The 17,095-nt window shown below is 58.4% G+C and carries 15 protein-coding genes; all 15 read left to right on the plus strand.

The window, feature by feature from the left end:
• Nucleotides 1–2,232, plus strand: a 2,232-nt coding sequence (locus Q0F21_RS01430) for a hypothetical protein (RefSeq protein ID WP_297236692.1), incomplete at its 5' end; no start/stop codon positions are given.
• Between the two features lie 37 nt (nucleotides 2,233–2,269).
• Nucleotides 2,270–3,085 carry a GLPGLI family protein gene (locus Q0F21_RS01435; RefSeq protein WP_297236694.1) on the plus strand — a complete coding sequence of 272 codons (816 nt, stop codon included), beginning with the start codon at nucleotides 2,270–2,272 and terminating at the stop codon, nucleotides 3,083–3,085.
• Nucleotides 3,082–4,167 carry a hypothetical protein gene (locus Q0F21_RS01440; RefSeq protein WP_297236696.1) on the plus strand — a complete coding sequence of 362 codons (1,086 nt, stop codon included), beginning with the start codon at nucleotides 3,082–3,084 and terminating at the stop codon, nucleotides 4,165–4,167. The genes Q0F21_RS01435 and Q0F21_RS01440 overlap by 4 nt, the downstream gene beginning before the upstream one ends.
• A 142-nt stretch (nucleotides 4,168–4,309) precedes the next feature.
• Complete coding sequence (locus Q0F21_RS01445; RefSeq protein WP_297236698.1) at nucleotides 4,310–4,684, plus strand: DUF2007 domain-containing protein; 375 nt, start codon at nucleotides 4,310–4,312, stop codon at nucleotides 4,682–4,684.
• 4 nt (nucleotides 4,685–4,688) lie between these two features.
• Nucleotides 4,689–5,201 carry a bifunctional adenosylcobinamide kinase/adenosylcobinamide-phosphate guanylyltransferase gene (locus Q0F21_RS01450; protein ID WP_297236700.1) on the plus strand — a complete coding sequence of 171 codons (513 nt, stop codon included), beginning with the start codon at nucleotides 4,689–4,691 and terminating at the stop codon, nucleotides 5,199–5,201.
• A 3-nt stretch (nucleotides 5,202–5,204) separates the two neighbouring features.
• Nucleotides 5,205–6,251 carry a nicotinate-nucleotide--dimethylbenzimidazole phosphoribosyltransferase gene (gene cobT / locus Q0F21_RS01455; protein WP_297236701.1) on the plus strand — a complete coding sequence of 349 codons (1,047 nt, stop codon included), beginning with the start codon at nucleotides 5,205–5,207 and terminating at the stop codon, nucleotides 6,249–6,251.
• Complete coding sequence (locus Q0F21_RS01460; RefSeq protein WP_297236703.1) at nucleotides 6,235–6,996, plus strand: adenosylcobinamide-GDP ribazoletransferase; 762 nt, start codon at nucleotides 6,235–6,237, stop codon at nucleotides 6,994–6,996. The genes cobT and Q0F21_RS01460 overlap by 17 nt, the downstream gene beginning before the upstream one ends.
• The gene (cobC, locus tag Q0F21_RS01465; RefSeq protein ID WP_297236719.1) at nucleotides 6,996–7,571 is read left to right on the plus strand and encodes an alpha-ribazole phosphatase family protein; all 576 of its coding nucleotides are present in this window, start codon (nucleotides 6,996–6,998) and stop codon (nucleotides 7,569–7,571) included. The genes Q0F21_RS01460 and cobC overlap by 1 nt, the downstream gene beginning before the upstream one ends.
• A 195-nt stretch (nucleotides 7,572–7,766) precedes the next feature.
• Nucleotides 7,767–8,924: an AAA family ATPase gene (locus tag Q0F21_RS01470; RefSeq protein WP_297236705.1), complete on the plus strand. Its 1,158-nt coding sequence runs from the start codon at nucleotides 7,767–7,769 to the stop codon at nucleotides 8,922–8,924.
• A 51-nt stretch (nucleotides 8,925–8,975) separates the two neighbouring features.
• Nucleotides 8,976–12,593, plus strand: coding sequence for a pyruvate:ferredoxin (flavodoxin) oxidoreductase (gene nifJ / locus Q0F21_RS01475; RefSeq protein WP_297236707.1), 3,618 nt, complete (start codon nucleotides 8,976–8,978; stop codon nucleotides 12,591–12,593).
• A 262-nt stretch (nucleotides 12,594–12,855) separates the two neighbouring features.
• Nucleotides 12,856–13,503 (plus strand): 50S ribosomal protein L25, encoded by a 648-nt coding sequence (locus Q0F21_RS01480; protein ID WP_297236709.1) that lies wholly within the window; start codon nucleotides 12,856–12,858, stop codon nucleotides 13,501–13,503.
• Between the two features lie 108 nt (nucleotides 13,504–13,611).
• Nucleotides 13,612–14,217, plus strand: coding sequence for a DUF3109 family protein (locus tag Q0F21_RS01485; protein ID WP_297236711.1), 606 nt, complete (start codon nucleotides 13,612–13,614; stop codon nucleotides 14,215–14,217).
• A complete protein-coding gene (pth, locus tag Q0F21_RS01490; protein WP_297236713.1) occupies nucleotides 14,210–14,821 on the plus strand; it encodes an aminoacyl-tRNA hydrolase in 612 nt (203 codons plus the stop codon). Before Q0F21_RS01485 ends, pth begins: the two co-directional genes overlap by 8 nt.
• Nucleotides 14,822–14,840: 19 nt before the next feature.
• Nucleotides 14,841–15,353, plus strand: a complete 513-nt coding sequence (locus tag Q0F21_RS01495) for a S4 domain-containing protein (protein WP_297236715.1) — start codon at nucleotides 14,841–14,843, stop codon at nucleotides 15,351–15,353.
• A gap of 404 nt (nucleotides 15,354–15,757) precedes the next feature.
• Nucleotides 15,758–16,786, plus strand: a complete 1,029-nt coding sequence (locus tag Q0F21_RS01500) for a hypothetical protein (protein WP_297236717.1) — start codon at nucleotides 15,758–15,760, stop codon at nucleotides 16,784–16,786.
• Nucleotides 16,787–17,095 lie beyond the last annotated feature (309 nt).

Below are 17,095 nucleotides of genomic sequence, written 5' to 3' on the forward strand. Positions count from 1 at the left end.
GACTTTCGTCTCCGGGCTAGTGCCACAGATCTCCGGGAGGTGCTGGTGACCGCCCCCACGGTCTACCGTCAGGGTGATACGCTCAGCTATGTGGTCTCTAAGCTTACCGGAGATCACGATGAGGTGATTGCGGATGTCCTCGCCAGAGTACCCGGGATGAGAGTAAAGAAAGGTGGTATGCTGGAGTATCTCGGCAAGTCGATCACCACGGTAATGATCGAGGGCGTGGATCTGACGCAGGGAGGATATGGTCTGATCACGGAGAATGTGACCCCAAGGGATATCTCTGCCATCGAGATCCTTCAGTCCTTCGAGAAGATCCGTGCGCTGCAGGACAAGCAGCACTCAGAGGAGGTGGCAGTCAATCTCAAGCTATCCGGTCACGCCAAGGGTGTCTGGAGCACTGCCGTCGACCTTGCCGGCGGTTATGGTAAAGGGCTCCGCAGTCAGGACAAGCTGACGGCTCACCACTTCACCAAGAAGCGTCAGCACCTGCTCCTCGGATATTTTGACAATACCGGGCACCCGGATGCGGATCCTCTCATCCTCGGTGCGCGGCAGTCTGATGTGGTATATCCCATAGTATCCGGCACCTACTCCCCTCCCGGCGATCTCCCGGAGGAGAGCTATCTGGATAATACTACAGCCTACCTCTCGCAGAGCAGTGCTATCATCCCTCGGGACAGTGTGGAGCTGAAGATCCGATCTCACTATACCTACAACCTCCTCCGCAAGCGGAGCGATCGGGTAACCTCGTATGTCGATCCTCCGCTCGTTCTATCCGAGATAACGCAGCTGAGGGAGCGACGTCACGAGGCGAAGCTCGAGGGTGACTATGAGCTCAATAAGCGCTCCCGATATCTGAGTGATCATCTGGAGCTCTCGCTCATGGATCTGCATGAGCCTGGCAGCATCGTGGCAGCTGACGAGCAGACTACGGAACGGCTGTCACGCTTTAGAGTCGGTGCCGTCAGCAATCGCCTCCGCCTCGTTCGACCACAGGTGCGGCTGCCCTACGAGCTACGGCTTGACCTTGGGTATCGTCAGTCTCAGGACAAGTATGAGGCGATCCCCTCAGCTGTCGAGCCTATTACTCAGAGACTGGAGAGACAGCAGCTGAGCGGGTATCTCGGCTTCGCTCTCATAGACATCAAGCCCGCAGACCACTGGCGATATAGTCCAGAGCTTTCCATCGACTATAGGCTGGACAGGTTCCGTGTGCCTCTCCTACTCGACCTCCCTACGACGGAGATCAGCTTAGGTCAGCGACTGGAGTACAAGGGGCGGAAGCTCTTCGCACGCCTCTCTCTGCCGGCAGGCTACCTTGGGCAGAGAGGGTCGGGACGCTGGTTTGTCCTCCCCTCGGGGTATATGGAGTGGAAGCCTAACTATCAGTGGACCATAGACGGAGGATCGACCTACAGCCATCGTCCCTCGAGATCGGAGTACCTCTTCCCCGGCACGCTGTATATGGACTACCGCACGATCCGAGATACCAAGGAGGTGTCTCCCTATGTAGATCATACGCTCTCCTCTCATATGCGGGTCACCTACTCGGATGTCTTCCGCCTGCTCTCGATCTTTGTGAGGGGAAGGCAGGCGACGGTATGGTCTGACTACCTCGATGATGTGCGGGTGACCGACCAGGCTACCCTTATCCGCCCCTGCCTTGCTCCTCACCGGTGGAGTGACCTGGGTGCAGACCTGCAGATCTCCAAGGGCTTTGGGTGGAAGAGTCTTGCTGCCATCCTCGACCTGTCGCTGGACCGGATGAGCACGGAGGTGATGAGCCGCGGCGAGCGGATGCCCTACGATAGCCGGTTGCTGCAGGCGAACCTCCGTGTAAGCATAGCGCCGGCTAAGGGTCTAACGCTGGAGTATGGAGTCAGCCCACAGCTCTCTCAGACCGACTATGGGGAGTCCTCAGCCTTTAGATCCCTCCGCCTCCGTCAGCAGCTGAAGGTCGGCTGGACCATCGTCCCCGGTCTCTATCTCAGTGCGGATGGGCAGCACTCTCTCCTCCGCCACGACTCCGGACGGGGCGAGAGCCTGCTCCTCGGGGGAGAGCTTGCCTACCTCCCATCGGAGAAGTGGCGCATTGCTCTCGTGGGACAAAACCTCCTCGGAGCGACAGACTACTCCGCCATTACCTACACCGACTTCGGTCAGTTGATCTCACGCTACCCACTGCGACCCCGTACCATTATGGTGCGGACTCGCTTCACTTTCTGAGCCTTTATTTACCACTATTACATAGACCTTCACGATCATGAAACCACTACTTACCCTCTTAGCACCCCTTGCCCTCGCCTTAGGCATTGCCCTGCCGGCATCGGGACAGATTGCCGCCACCTTTTGCCGCCCTGTCACGGATGGTGACAGCATCGACAGGGTGCAGCTGACGGCAGTGTACAGGATGACCTACCACTTTGACCCCTCAGACACCGCGACCCTTGTGACCGATGAGGTGTGGCTTGAGATAGGGAAGAAGATGAGCAAGCAGTACTCGCGGATCATGTGCGACCTGGATCTCAAGAGTGAGGAAGGAGGAGGGATCCTGAATACGAATGAGCACGTCCTCCCCATCGTCGTATACACCGGTCTGCCCTCTGCTGATGAGGTCACAGTCGACTACCGCCTCCCATTGAGGGCACCGGTGATGCGCTATACTGAGAAGCGTCCCCGCCTCGACTGGCAGCTGGGGACGGAGAGGCGAGAGATCGCCGGGAAGGAGTGCCAGGTGGCTGTGTGCGACTTCGGCGGACGGCACTGGACGGCATGGTTTGCTCCGGACCTGCCCTATCCCTACGGTCCCTACAAGCTGGGAGGACTCCCCGGTCTGATCCTGGAGCTGTACGATGCGGAGGACGACTACCACTACACCTGCATCGGATTTCGTATGAATGGAGAGTCGAAAATGCTTGAGTGGAAGTGGGATCAGAAGGAGACCACCAAGGAGCAGCTGCAGAAGCTGGTCCGCTCACTGTATGCCAATACTGAGGCGACGATGAAGGCGCTCGGCGTGTCTGCTAAGTTTGGGGGAGCTCCGATGCTGGACCTGCCCTATAATCCGATCGAGAGATGAGCAGATATCGTCTTGCCTTGCTCCTCGGTCTGCTGCTCTCTCCCCTCGGTCTGGTCGCCCAGGATGACGTAACCGAGTCGGAGGTGCAGTGGCTGATCGATGAGGGGCTGTACTACCGCGCGCTGGAGCTGCTGGAGAGCTACCCCGACAGCCTCAAGAGCCCCGTGATGCTCCGGCAGCAGACGCGCGTCCTTACCTCCTTTGCCCGATACGAGGAGGCAAAGGCACTGGTCCTGCCGCTGGCGAAGGATGAGGGCTCCGTGATTGACAAACAACTGCTGGCGGGGATCTATGAGAGCATGCAGCAGCCGGACTCCGCCATCACTGTCCGTGAGGAGATCAAGCAGCTCTCCCCGTATAATATCGTCAATGTCCTCCGCCTCTCCGACCTCTATGAGGAGAAGGGGGTGGGCTTCCTCGGTCTGACGATGATGAATAGCTTCCTCTACGAGTATCCCGACAATCGCCCCGTAAGACAGCGTCGTGCAGCAGTGAATTACGCCGCAGGCTATTACCGGGATGCTTATGCTGACTTCGACATCCTCTACCATGCCGGTGATAGGAGTATGAATACGGTCTACTACCACGGTCAGTCGCTCATGCAGCAGGACTCCCTCGAGCAGGCGATCCCGGTGCTGGAGGAGGCAATAAAGATCTCCGAGGAGGCCAATCCCTTCCCGATGATTGACCTCGCAGGCGTCTATATAGAGCAGAAGAAACCCGCGGATGCAGCACTCTACCTCGCCAAGGTGGACTCCCTTATGGAGCGGACCCCGCTGCGGATCCAGGTACTCAAGAGCTACCACGACCTAATGGCAGAGACGGACTTCCTCCGTGGGGCTTACCGCTCCTCGCTCCGCCACCTCAGAGATCTCGGCCGCCTCGCCCCCGACCTGCCGGACATCCCATACAGGCAGGCTCTGACCTACAGGGAGCTGGGAGATACCGCTGCCGAGATGAAGGCTCTGGAGACCTACCTTGAGCTGCGGAGTGATCCCGGACGAAAGCCCTCCCCGAGGGTCCTCTATGCCCGCAAGCGGCTGGAGCAGCTGCGGGAGGATCTCTTCATGGAGCAGCGGTGACTTACGTGGGGTGCAGTGGTTTTTCCTTGGCGTGGGTGGTGCTTTTTTGCTCGACCGATGAGACTTGCCCCGGCGGGAGAAAAAAGCGATCTTTGTGTAGAGTATGGAGATAGTCTCCGTGCGAAGCGACTGAGTGACTATTATGGAAAAGAAGAATAGGGAGGAGGCTTTTGTGGAGGTCTTCAACTCCCTCAACCTCGAGGAAGTGCGACTGGCGGAGACGCTCCTCCAGTCGGAGAATATTATGGTGACCGTCTCCGGAGAGACGGGGACGCAGGTCTTCGGGCGGGTGCAGGGCTTGACAGGCGGCGTCTCGCTCATGGTCTCGGCGATGGAGGAGGAGAGAGCTCTTCGGATTCTCCGTGAGGCGGGATATTTGCCCCTTGCGGATCAGACCGACAGCGTCTATACCCTGGGTAAGAGTCGGAAGAATAGGAGCGCCTCAAAGCAATTCTGGCTCATCACCGGGCTGATGGCGCTTCTCCTCATCCTCCTCGCTCTCCAGAACTTCCTCTGACCCCATGCAGCGTAGGATCATCTATATCACCGGAGGAGCTCGCTCCGGTAAGAGTCACTATGCGCAGACGCTGGCGGAGTCACTCTCTGACCATCCGATCTACCTCGCCACGGCTCGGATCATGGACGAGGACTTTGCACGGCGGGTGGAGCGTCATCGGCGAGACCGCGGGGAGCAGTGGACGACGGTGGAGGAGCCTCTCCGCCTGAGCGACCACGACCTCACCGGGCAGGTGGTGCTGATGGACTGCGTCACCCTCTGGCTCACCAACCTCTACGACGAGCATGGCTACGACATGGACGAGACCCTGAGGGCAGCCACAACAGAGTGGGATCGCTTCGTCGCCCGGGACATGACGCTCATCGTCGTCTCCAATGAGCTCGGCATGGGGCTCCACGCTTCGTCGGAGGGTGCGCGCCACTTTGTCGACCTCCAGGGGTGGGTCAATCAGCACATAGCCGCATCAGCCGATGAGGCTTTCTTTATGGTTTCTGGCATAGCCATGAGGCTCAAATAAATTATGGTAACAGTAGAAGAAGTACAGCACAAGATCGACACCCGATCGAAGATCATCGGTTCGCTCGGTCAGCTCGAGACGATAGCTCGCCAGGTCTGCCTGATCCAGGACACCCTCACGCCGGAGCTGCGGCGCCCGGCACTCCTCCTCTTCTGTGGCGATCACGGGATAGCGGATGAGGGGGTGAGCCTGTCGCCCAAAGACTTTACCTACAGGTGTGGCTGCACCTTCCAGAGAGGAAATGCGGCGATCACCGTCTTTTGCCGGCAGTACCACTTCCACCTCCGCGTCATCGATGCCGGCGTGGATCGGGACTTCCCCGAGGAGTATGGCGTGGAGCCACGGAAGGTGGGGTATGGGACGCGAAACTTCCTCCACGAGCCGGCGATGACGATCGAGGAGTGTCGGAAGGCACTCGAGACCGGGGCCGCCTGCGTGCGGGAGGAGTACTATAAGGACTGTAATGTCATCGGCTTCGGCGAGATGGGGATCGGCAACACCTCCTCCTCCGCTGTGCTGGCGCACCTCTACTCCGGGATCCCCCTAGACCGTCTCGTGGGACGTGGGACGGGACTGGATGATGCACACCTGGAGCATAAGTACCAGACGCTGAAGCGTGCCGTGGAGGTCCATCATCCGGAGACGCCCCTCGAGATCCTCGCCACCTACGGGGGGTACGAGATAGCGATGATGGTCGGCGGGATGATCGAGGCAGCTCGGCTGCGGATGGTGATCCTCTGTGACGGCTTCATCGCTACGGCGGCAGTCGTCGCTGCTGAGGCACTTGCGCCAGGGACAAAAGATTGCGTCCTCTACGGTCATGTCTCTGATGAGGGTGGGCATAGGTTACTACTGGACTACCTCGGCGGGGAGCCGATCCTCCGGCTCGGCATGCGTCTCGGCGAGGGTACCGGTGCGGTGGTTGCCTATCCGATCGTTCGGTCGGCGATTGCTTTCCTCAATGAGATGGCCTCCTTCGACGATCGACAGCTGGAGAATTGCTACGAGGATAATCCCGACAGTATCTACCGCCATGAGTCTGAAGAGTGAATGGAATCTCCTGAAGGCGGCGGTGATGTGCTACACCCGTCTGCCGGCAGGAGATGTGCACTTCGATGCGGAGACGGCGCACGAGGCGGCTCGCTACATGCCGCTCGTGGGGGCTCTCATAGGTGGGTGTGGGGCGGCGGTCTATGCGCTCTCCTTTTTCCTCCTCCATCTGCCGCCGTCAGTCTTATCCGTACTGGCGCTCTCCACGATGATCGTAGTGACGGGAGCCTTCCACGAGGACGGTTTCTCTGACTTCTTAGATGGCTTCGGCGGCGGGACGACCCGTGAGCGGGTGCTGGAGATCATGAAGGATAGCCACGCCGGAGCCTTCGGCATGATCGGCACAGTGATGCAGCTGTTGCTGAAGGTCTGCTGCCTCTCTGCACTCGCCTCCCCGATGCCTGCAATGATCGTGATGTGCTGCAGTGCACGGTCGGTGCCGCTACTGATGATGCACTTCTCCGTCTATGCCCGGCGGGAGAATAGTAAGCTCAGTCGAGAGTCTTACGTCACTTCCGATGGCTCGATCGTGGTCGGTGTGGTCACTGGTCTCGTCGCTCTGCTGACACTTGGGTGGATGCAGGCGCTCGCGGTGGTGGCGATCTACGTCCTGCTCTTCCTCTTCGTCCACCGACTCAGCAAGGTGCGTATCGGCGGCTACACGGGGGACGTGCTGGGGGCGCTGGAGCAGATGTGCGAGATGGGCTGTCTCGTCGCCCTCCTCGCCGTGGAGCGGCTGGTGTGATGGAGCTCTATCTCGTCCGCCACACGCATACCAGCGCACCGAGTGGTATCTGCTACGGCAGAGCCGATGTCTCGGTGGCTGAGACCTTTCCGGAGGAGGCATCGAGGGTCGTCACTACCCTTGAGGGAACCGGCTATGGGCGTGTATATAGCAGTCCTCTCCTGCGCTGCCGACTCTTGGCAAAGGAGCTTGCCGACACGATCACCATCGATGCCCGGCTCACGGAGCTGGCATTTGGCAAGTGGGAGCTGATCCCCTGGCAGTCGGTCTATGAGCGGAAGGAGAGCGAGGCGTGGTTTGCCGACTACAAGCATACCGCCCCGCCTGCCGGCGAGTCGTACCCCGGGATGACGAGGCGGGTGCAGGACTTCATCGACTACCTGCCGGACTACGACCGCCCACCGGTGCTGGTGACGCATGCCGGGGTGATCCGGATCTTCCTCGTCCGTCTCCTCGGATACACGATCGACGAGTCCTTTGCCCGCAAGATCGCCTATGGGGAGGTGGTTCACCTCGTCCGCTCCGCCGATGGCGTCTGGCGGGAGGAGCCGACGGGTAATTGCGGATTATGTTAGGTCCTCTGTGCAATCGGGTAACCTTGTTGTCTGAAATTGTAATGCAAGGTTTGCGAATTAGGATTTTTCTTCCTACTTTTGAACCATCGAAGGGATCGTCATGACCGGACGACTTCGAGAGGACTGACCCTACTTAATCGGGGTGCCCGTCACGACACTTTTAGCATGCAGAGCTTTAGGAAGATATACAACCGGATGCTGACTGCCCATCAGGAGAGCGATCGTAAGTCCCTGATCGGCAGCATCACGTCGTCGGATCGTCTCGTGGCTGTGCGCGGAGCGCGCGGCATTGGCAAGACGATCTTCTTGCTCACCTATGCGGTCCGTAACATCACCGCCCGTCCCGAGCAGATCCAGTACGTGACGATGAATTACCTCTACTTCACCGGTCACTCGCTCTACGACTTTGCCCGGAAGTTTTATCAGGACGAGGGGGGCAGGATCCTCCTGGTGGATCAGATCTACAAGTACACCAGGTGGCGCGATGACCTCTACCGGATCTATATGGATCTGCCCGGTCTGCGGGTGATCTTCAGCACCTCCAGTGTAGTGACGGAGGAGGAGATGGGTCCGGAGCTGAGGGGTAGGGTGCGGATCATCAATCTCCAGGGCTTCTCCTTCCGCCAGTACCTCAATATCAAGTACGGTCTCCACCTGAAGGCTTACTCGCTACGGGAGCTGATGGAGCGGCATGAGGAGATCGCCGCCGAGGTGATGAATCAGGTGAAGCCGAAGGAGGACTTCGAGCTTTACCTCACCGAGGGCTACTACCCGCCTGTGGAGGACAATCCCTTCTCCTCCGCACATCTGACGAAGAATATCAATATGATGCTGGAGGTGGACGTGGTCTACGTCCATCAGGTGGACATTAGCTACCTGCCCAAGATGCGGGAGCTACTCTTCCAGATCTGCACGCAGGATAAGCCTACGGCCAACGTGACCCGATTTGCACGCAGTATCGGAGCCAGCCGCGCTACCATAGCCAATTACCTCAAGTATCTCGACGATGCGGAGCTGATCCGCACGGTCTATAAGGAGGGCAACGAGTACCCTAAGAAGCCCGATCAGATCTTCCCCAACGACACCAATATCGCCGGGGTGATGTATCCCCATCGACAGACGACCTGTATGCGGCTCAAGACCTTCCTACTCTCACAGTTTGAGAACGCCGGCTATCGGGTCAACGTCCCCGAGAAGCCCGGTGCGGATTTCCTCGTCGACGGAGAACACCTTTTCGCCTGCGTCGATGGCAAGACGAGCCGCTTCAGGAGCGAGGTGACCTACACCTTTAGCAACCTGCTGGTGGGGCATGACAACTGCTTGCCGATCTGGCTCTTCGGCTTCCTATACTGACCTTTACGAAAAAGAAGAAATAAATTACTTCACGCTTTAGTACACTTATATATGAGTAAAGAAAAGAAATTCATGACCTGTGATGGTAACACAGCTACGTCGCATATCGCGTATATGTTCTCGGAGCTGGCCGCCATCTACCCCATCACTCCCTCCTCTACGATGGCAGAGGTTGTGGACAAGTGGGCAGCCAATGGGCGTAAAAACCTCTTCGGCGACACCGTCCGTGTCCAGGAGATGCAGAGTGAGGCCGGTGCCGCCGGTACCGTCCACGGTTCTCTGCAGGCTGGTGCGCTGACGACCACCTTTACTGCGTCTCAGGGTCTCCTCCTGATGATCCCGAATATGTACAAGATCTCCGGCGAGCTCCTCCCCGGTGTCTTCCACATCGCTGCACGTGCCATCGCCGGCCATGCCCTCTCGATCTTTGGTGATCACCAGGACGTGATGGCTTGCCGTGCCACCGGCTTCGCTATGCTCTGCAGCAACTCTGTACAGGAGGCTCAGGATATGGCCGCTGTGGCGCACCTCTCTGCGATCCACGGACGTGTGCCCTTCCTCCACTTCTTCGACGGCTTCCGTACCTCTCACGAGATCCAGAAGATCGAGGAGATCGACATGGAGGATCTCCGTCCCCTCGTTGACCTTGAGGCGATCAAGGAGTTCCGTCATCGCGCTCTCACCCCCGATGCGCCCGTGACCCGTGGTACGGCGCAGAATGGGGATATCTACTTCCAGGAGCGTGAGGCATCCAACCCCTTCTACAACGCTGTCCCCGAGACCGTACAGCACTACATGGACGAGCTGGGCAAGATCACCGGCCGTCACTACCACCTCTTCGACTACTACGGCGCAGAGGATGCTGAGGACATCGTGATCTGCATGGGCTCTGCCTGTGAGACCGCCGAGGAGGTGATCGACAAGCTCAATGCCGAGGGCCGCAAGGTCGGTATGATCAAGGTCCACCTCTTCCGTCCCTTCAGCGTGGAGCACTTCCTCGAGGCGATGCCCAAGACCGTGAAGCACGTCGCTGTCCTCGACCGCACTAAGGAGCCCGGTAGCGCCGGTGAGCCCCTTTACCTCGACGTGAAGAACGCTCTCTACGGTATGGAGGAGCACCCGACTGTTGTCGGTGGCCGCTATGGTCTCTCCTCTAAGGACGTGACCCCGGAGCAGTTTGCCGCTGTCTTTGAGAACCTCCGCATGAAGATGCCGAAGGATCACTTCACCATCGGTATCGTGGACGATGTCACCTTCTCCTCACTTCCCCTCACAGACCACTTCGACGTGGCTACGGATGCCTTTGAGGCAAAGTTCTACGGTCGTGGTTCTGACGGTACCGTGGGTGCGAATAAGAACTCTGTCAAGATCATCGGTGAGAATACCAGCAAGTATTGCCAGGCTTACTTCGAGTACGACTCTCGTAAGTCCGGAGGCTTCACCTGCTCTCACCTCCGTTTCGGTGACAGCCCCATCCGCTCCACTTACTACGTCAATCACCCGCACTTCGTAGCCTGCCACGAGCCGGCATACCTGCACCGCTTCAATATCACGAAGGGTCTCCGCAAGGGTGGCTCACTCCTCCTCAACTCCATCTGGGAGCCTGAGGATCTGGGTGAGAACCTCCCCGGTCGTCTCAAGAGATACCTCGCACAGAACGGCTGCCACCTCTACATCATCAACGCGACTAAGATCGCCTCTGAGATCGGTCTCGGCAACCGTACCAATACGATCCTCCAGTCCGCTTTCTTCAAGATCGCCAACGTCATCCCCTACGACCTCGCCGTCGAGCAGATGAAGAAATTCATCGTCAAGAGCTACGGACACAAGGGCGAGAAGATCGTCAACATGAACTATCAGGCTGTCGATGCCGGTGCTGACGTCATCGAGGTACCCGTGCCCGCTGAGTGGGCCGACTGCCCCGATGATGCTGAGCAGGAGTACGAGTACGATACTCCCTTCGTCTCCGCTATCGTCAAGAAGATGCACGCTCAGGAGGGTGATGACCTGCCTGTGAGTGTCTTCACCGGCCTCGAGGACGGTACCTGGCAGCCCGGCACTACGCGCGTGATGCGCCCCGGTGTCGCTGTCAATGTCCCGATGTGGCACGAGGAGAATTGTATCCAGTGTAACCAGTGTGCCTACGTCTGTCCTCACGCTACCATCCGTCCTTTCATCCTCGATGAGAAGGAGATGGAGAATGCTCCCGAGGGCTACGTGACCAAGCCTGCCATCGGTAAGGAGTTCAAGGGCATGGGCTTCCGCATCCAGGTCGACGTCCTCGACTGTCTCGGCTGCGGTAACTGTGCTGATGTCTGCCCCGGTAAGAAGGGCGAGAAGGCACTCACCATGGAGCCTCTCCACACTCAGGAGGATCAGGATCCGCTGTGGCTCTACTCCGCTCAGGAGGTGACCAATAAGGCACACCTCGTCGAGGTAAGCAAGAGCGTGAAGAATTCTCAGTTCGCTCAGCCTCTCTTCGAGTTCTCCGGAGCTTGCGCAGGCTGCGGTGAGACACCGTACGTCAAGCTGATCTCTCAGCTCTATGGTGATCGTCAGGTAGTGGCCAATACCACCGGCTGCTCCTCTATCTACTCCGCATCTGCCCCCGAGACACCTTACACGACCAATGAGAAGGGTCACGGTCCCGCATGGGCCAACTCCCTCTTTGAGGACAACGCAGAGTATGGCTACGGTATGTACCTCGCCAATAAGAAGCTCCGCGAGCGCCTCCTCACCATCGCGCAGGATGTCGTTGATGGCAAGATCGAGATTGGTCAGGAGAAGACTAAGGAGCTCCTCAAGGAGTGGATCGAGAAGTACGACGATGCCAAGGCTTGCCGTGAGCTCTCCGATGAGATCCGTGCTCTGGTAGAGAATGATGCTACCGAGGGTGGTCGTCTCATCGACGATCTCCGTCACTACATCACCAAGAAGTCTCACTGGATCATCGGTGGTGACGGCTGGGCTTACGATATCGGCTACGGTGGTCTCGACCACGTGCTGGCACAGGCACCGGACGTCAATGTCCTCGTCATCGATACGGAGGTTTACTCCAATACCGGTGGTCAGAGCTCTAAGTCTACCCCGCGTGCCGCTGTGGCACAGTTCTCTGCCAATGGTCGCCGCTTCCGCAAGAAGGACCTCGGTATGATGGCTGCTGGCTACGGCTACGTCTACGTCGCCCAGATCGCCATGGGGGCCAATCAGGCTCAGGCGCTCAAGGCGATCCGCGAGGCTGAGGAGTTTGATGGTCCCTCACTGATCATCGCCTACTGCCCCTGTATCAATCACGGACTCCGTGCCGGTATGGGTAAGACCCAGGAGGAGGAGAAGCGTGCCGTCGAGTGTGGCTACTGGCAGCTCTGGCGCTACGATCCCCGCCTGGAGGAGCAGGGCAAGAACCCCTTCCAGTTCGACTCCAAGGAGCCGAAGTGGGACCTCTTCCACGACTTCATCATGGGTGAGGTGCGCTACCGCTCTCTCGACAAGCTCTTCCCCGAGGACGCCGAGGCGCTCTACGGTGCTGCTCTCGAGGATGCCAAGTACCGCTACACCAAGTACCAGAGATACCTCGCTATGGACTTCTCACGTCCCGAGGAGGATGTAGCAGAGGCTCCCTCTGATGTGGAGAAGAAGGTCGAGGACGAGCCCGGTAAGTGGATGTAATCCCCGCACCCTGATGGCTTAGTCGCCGTCACCATCTAATAATCTAAGCTCAGGCTGATCGGCTTCACCGCCCTTCAGCCTGAGCTTTTTTTATTCCCTGCCACGCACTCTCCCCCGACCCGTCGACCCTTGCCTCGCTTTTTGTATCGCTATGTGAGAGGAAATCAGTATCTTTGCATGCTTTTCTTATAGAAAAGGCCTATCAAGGTGTGATGGGAAATTAGGAAGAGCTAATTTTGAGTAACACAACTAATAAGCAAGTATGAAGACGTACAGTCTCAGTGCCACCGTCCGCAAGGAGGTGGGCAAGAAGGCGACCCGCGATCAGCGTCGCCAGGGTCTGATCCCCGTAGAGATCTATGGTGGTGAGAAGAATCAGAGCCTCCTCGTGTCCAAGAAGGAGGTGCGCAACCTGATCTACTCCCCCGACGTGCACACGGTAGAGCTCTCCATAGAGGGCGGCGACAAGGTGATGTGCATCGTGCAGGACCTGCAGTTCCACCCCGTCACCGACGAGGTGCTGCACATTGACCTCCTCCAGATCTCTGAGGATAAGCCTATCGTAGTCAATATGCCCATCGTCCTCGATGGATTCGCTAAGGGTGTCCGTGCCGGTGGTACGCTGATCACTCGTATGCGCTACCTCAAGGTCAAGGGTCTCTATACCAATATCCCCGATCGCCTCCACATCGACATCACCAATATGGGTGTCGACGAGCCAATCCAGGTGCGTAACCTGAGCTTCGACAACCTCGAGCTGCTCAATGCCGGCAACGCCGTCGTCGCTACCATCAAGTCCTCCCGTGAGATGGCCGCTATGGCTGCCCAGATGGAGGCTGAGGAAGAGGCTGCAGCACCCGCTGCTCCCGAGGCTCCGGCTGAGGAGGCTGCTGAGGAGTCCGCAGAGTAAGCTACTTACCCCCTCACTCCCGCACTTGACTTGCAGGAGCCGACGGGTAGCATGATCCAAGGAGAGACACCCGTGCCGGTATGGTGGGGTGGCTCTCCTTTATTTTTTATGGCAAAGAAGAGTAAATACCTCGAGGTGGGAGAGATCCTCGTCAGCCCGGAGATCATCACCGAGTACTTCGCGTGTGACCTCGAGGCCTGCCGAGGCGCCTGCTGTGTCGAGGGCGTGGAGGGTGCTCCCGTGGCGGAGGAGGAGAAAGAGCTCCTGGTGGAGGCGCTGCCCCAGGTGATCGACACCATCCCGATCGCGAACATCGACTACATGACGGACCACGGTGTGCTCTACAGTCCTGCCCCGGGAGCCTGGGCGACGATGATCGTTGATGGTGGGCGGTGCGTCTTTACCTGCAATGAGGAGGGCGAGTGCTGCCGCTGTGCCTTCGAGAAGTGCTTCACAGAGGGTCGGCAGTCGCTCTTCTACAAGCCGATCTCCTGCCACCTCTACCCGGTGCGTACCCGGCGGACCGATGCCGGGCGGACGATCCTCTACTACGACGTCTGGTCGCCCCTCTGCGATGCGGCGGTGGCGCGAGGACGACGGGAGGGGATCCGGATCTACAGCTTCGTTCGCTCCGCGCTCGTGCGCGCCTACGGAGCCGAGTGGTACAGCTGGCTGGAGGAGGTGGCAGATCATTATCTATCAAGTCATGAGTGAGTCAAGCAAATACCTGATCGTGGGGATCGGCAATCCCGGCCCCGAGTACCGTGATACCCGACACAACGCCGGCTTCCGCGTCCTGAGCGCGCTGGCGGAGGAGGGGGGTGTCGCCTTTGAGGACAAGCGCTACGGCATGGTCGCCCGGATGAGGGTCAAGAATAAGATCCTCATCCTCCTCAAGCCCTCCACCTACGTCAATCTCAGCGGCGATGCCGTTCGCTACTGGATGAAGAAGGAGAATATCCCGCAGGAGAACCTCTTCGTTGTCGTCGATGACCTGAATATCCCCTTTGGCGAATTCCGCATCCGCGCCCAGGGCAGCTCCGGTGGACACAACGGTCTGAAGCACATCGAGGCGACACTGGGGAGCGCAAAGTATGCCCGCCTTCGATTTGGCATAGGCTCCCACTACGCTAAGGGAGGGCAGATCGACTACGTCCTCGGCTCCTTTGACGAAGTGGAGGAGGCTCAGTGGCCCAATCTTGCCATCCTCGCCGCTGAGGTGATCCGTAGCTTTGCCCTACAGGGCATCGAGCGGACGATGAATACCTACAACGCCCGCACCAAGGACGAGGCGCACAAGAAGAGCCATCATCACTAAGAGAGAGAAAAACTGACCCATGGAAGACCTACGTATAGACCGCTGGCTCTGGGGCACCCGAGTCTTCAAGACCCGCTCCATAGCCGCCAAGGCATGTAAGATCAATCGTGTCACCCGCGACGGCGTCTCCCTCAAGCCCGCCTCCAAGGTGAGGGTGGGGGATCGCATCGAGGTGAAGAAGCCGCCGATGACCTTCACCTTCGAGGTGGTGGGTCTCCCCAAGGCGCGCGTGGGAGCCAAGCTGGTACCCGAGTATCTCAAGAACGTCACCCCACGGAGCGAGTACGAGATCCTCGAGACGATGCAGGCGGCGTACCGCCAGGGGCGGGCGCGCGGCACAGGTCGCCCAACGAAGAAGGAGCGGCGCGATCTCGAGCAATTCATGGATCCGACGCAGTACGTCCCCGACTGGCTCGATGACGACGATCCCGAGCTGCGCGAGGATGCTGCAGACGCCGAGACGGACGACCTTGAGCAGCTGGAGCGCGACGAGCAGGAGATGCTCGACGACCTCGGCTTCTGGGACGACTGACAGCGGTTCCCCGGGGGGAGCGGACTCGGATCGGATCAGATCAGAGAAAATACTAAACCCGGTATTAGTGATCACTATTACCGGGTTTAGTGATCACTAATACCGGTAATAGATTATTCTCTGATAAGGGGGACCTGAGGCGTGCTGTCTTGTCGGACAAGTCGGACAAGTCAGACAAGTCGGACAAGTCAGACAAGTCGGACGGTGCGAAAGGCGAAAGACCAGGGGGTAAGCCGGAAGGGACGCGGCGCACCCCGTAGCGCACCGCTGCTGACTTTCTCGCCCTCTCCCGGACGATCCATCCAGGGGATATGTCCTTCTTCGACCACTATATAATTCTTTAGTCTGGCGGGATTTTGTGTAGATTTGTTAGCAGATAATGGAATGGCAAGGACAGGACTATGATGAACCTAAGTAACGCAATCAAGGATGCCCTCCACAGGCATCAGCTCGAGGAGACTGATCTCCTCTGTCTTGAGATCTCGGACGAGGTCCTCGACAGGATCGTGGCCGGTCGCAAGCGGGTGGACTTCCGCGAGCTCACTGAGTATTACGAGCAATTGCTCTTCCCGAGTTTCGATGAGAGTCTCCCCTCGACGAGGCTCTCTAAGCCCTACAAGGTGGTACTCTACCAGAGTACGTCGCCTGAGGGGACGCGCTCGACCCTTTTGCGCCTTCCTCAGATCCACTTCAATGACGAGGAGCGCCAGAGGTATGACCGGAGCGAGAGCCCGGTGATCATAGACTACTACGGGATAGATGAGGGCGACACGGAGGAGATGGCCGACTTCGTCGGTGATGAGATCGCCCAGGAGGCGTACAATGAGGGACTGGAGGATCAATACCCATTCTTCGCCATCCTGCTCGGAGAGGTGCTGCTGGACGAGGATCCAATGAGGGATCAGAAGAAGGAGTACTGGAGGCAGATCCGAGAGGAGGGACCGCAATTTGAGCAGCTGATCGACCCGAAAGCGTCCCCTCTACCCGAAGAGGTGGCGGAGATGATTCGTCAGCACGACCTCACTCCGGAGGAGGTGCTGCGCCTCGAGGTGAAGCGCAGCCACTTCGGTGAGATCCTGAAGGATAAGTGCTACCTCGCCATTCTGGCTCCGACGAGCGACTTTATGGAGACGATCCTCGTCCCCGGGACCAAGTCCGTGAAGCCCTATCGGGCGATCCTCTTCGAGACACGTGACGAGGAGCCGACGCGCTACGCTCTGACCTCGCTCTTCCTCCCCACTAAGGAGGAACTGGAGGAAGGGATGCCCGATGAGCCGCTTGTCATCGTCTATCATGGGGACAGTAACGGAGAGATCACCACGCCGGAGGATACGCTTGGCGTGACGCTCGCTGCCGCTGTCTATGAGCGGGGACTTGTAGAGCGGGACGACTTCGCCGTCATCCCCACCAACGAGCTCCTCGCCTCCCTCTGACACTTAGGTCTGTGGTACTCGCCATACTCCACACGCCACATTCGGCATAGACTGTTGATATAAAGAAGATTTGCTCCTATGACGCCGGAGGAATTAGAGTTTGCTCGTACTTTCACTGATAAAGAGGTGATGTCAAGTGCCATTAGTCAGCTTAGAGCGATGGCGATCAATGAATACTCTGCGACAACTGACGAAAGCAAGAAACAGGAGCTCGAGAAGCGTCAGCTGCTCCTGGAGTTTGAGTCCCGAGCTGTCTTGGGAGATGATGAAATAGCACATAGCATACAGGATAAGGTGATCAACCTCTAT

It is taken from the genome of uncultured Porphyromonas sp., assembly GCF_934359325.1.
Taxonomy (GTDB): domain Bacteria; phylum Bacteroidota; class Bacteroidia; order Bacteroidales; family Porphyromonadaceae; genus Porphyromonas_A.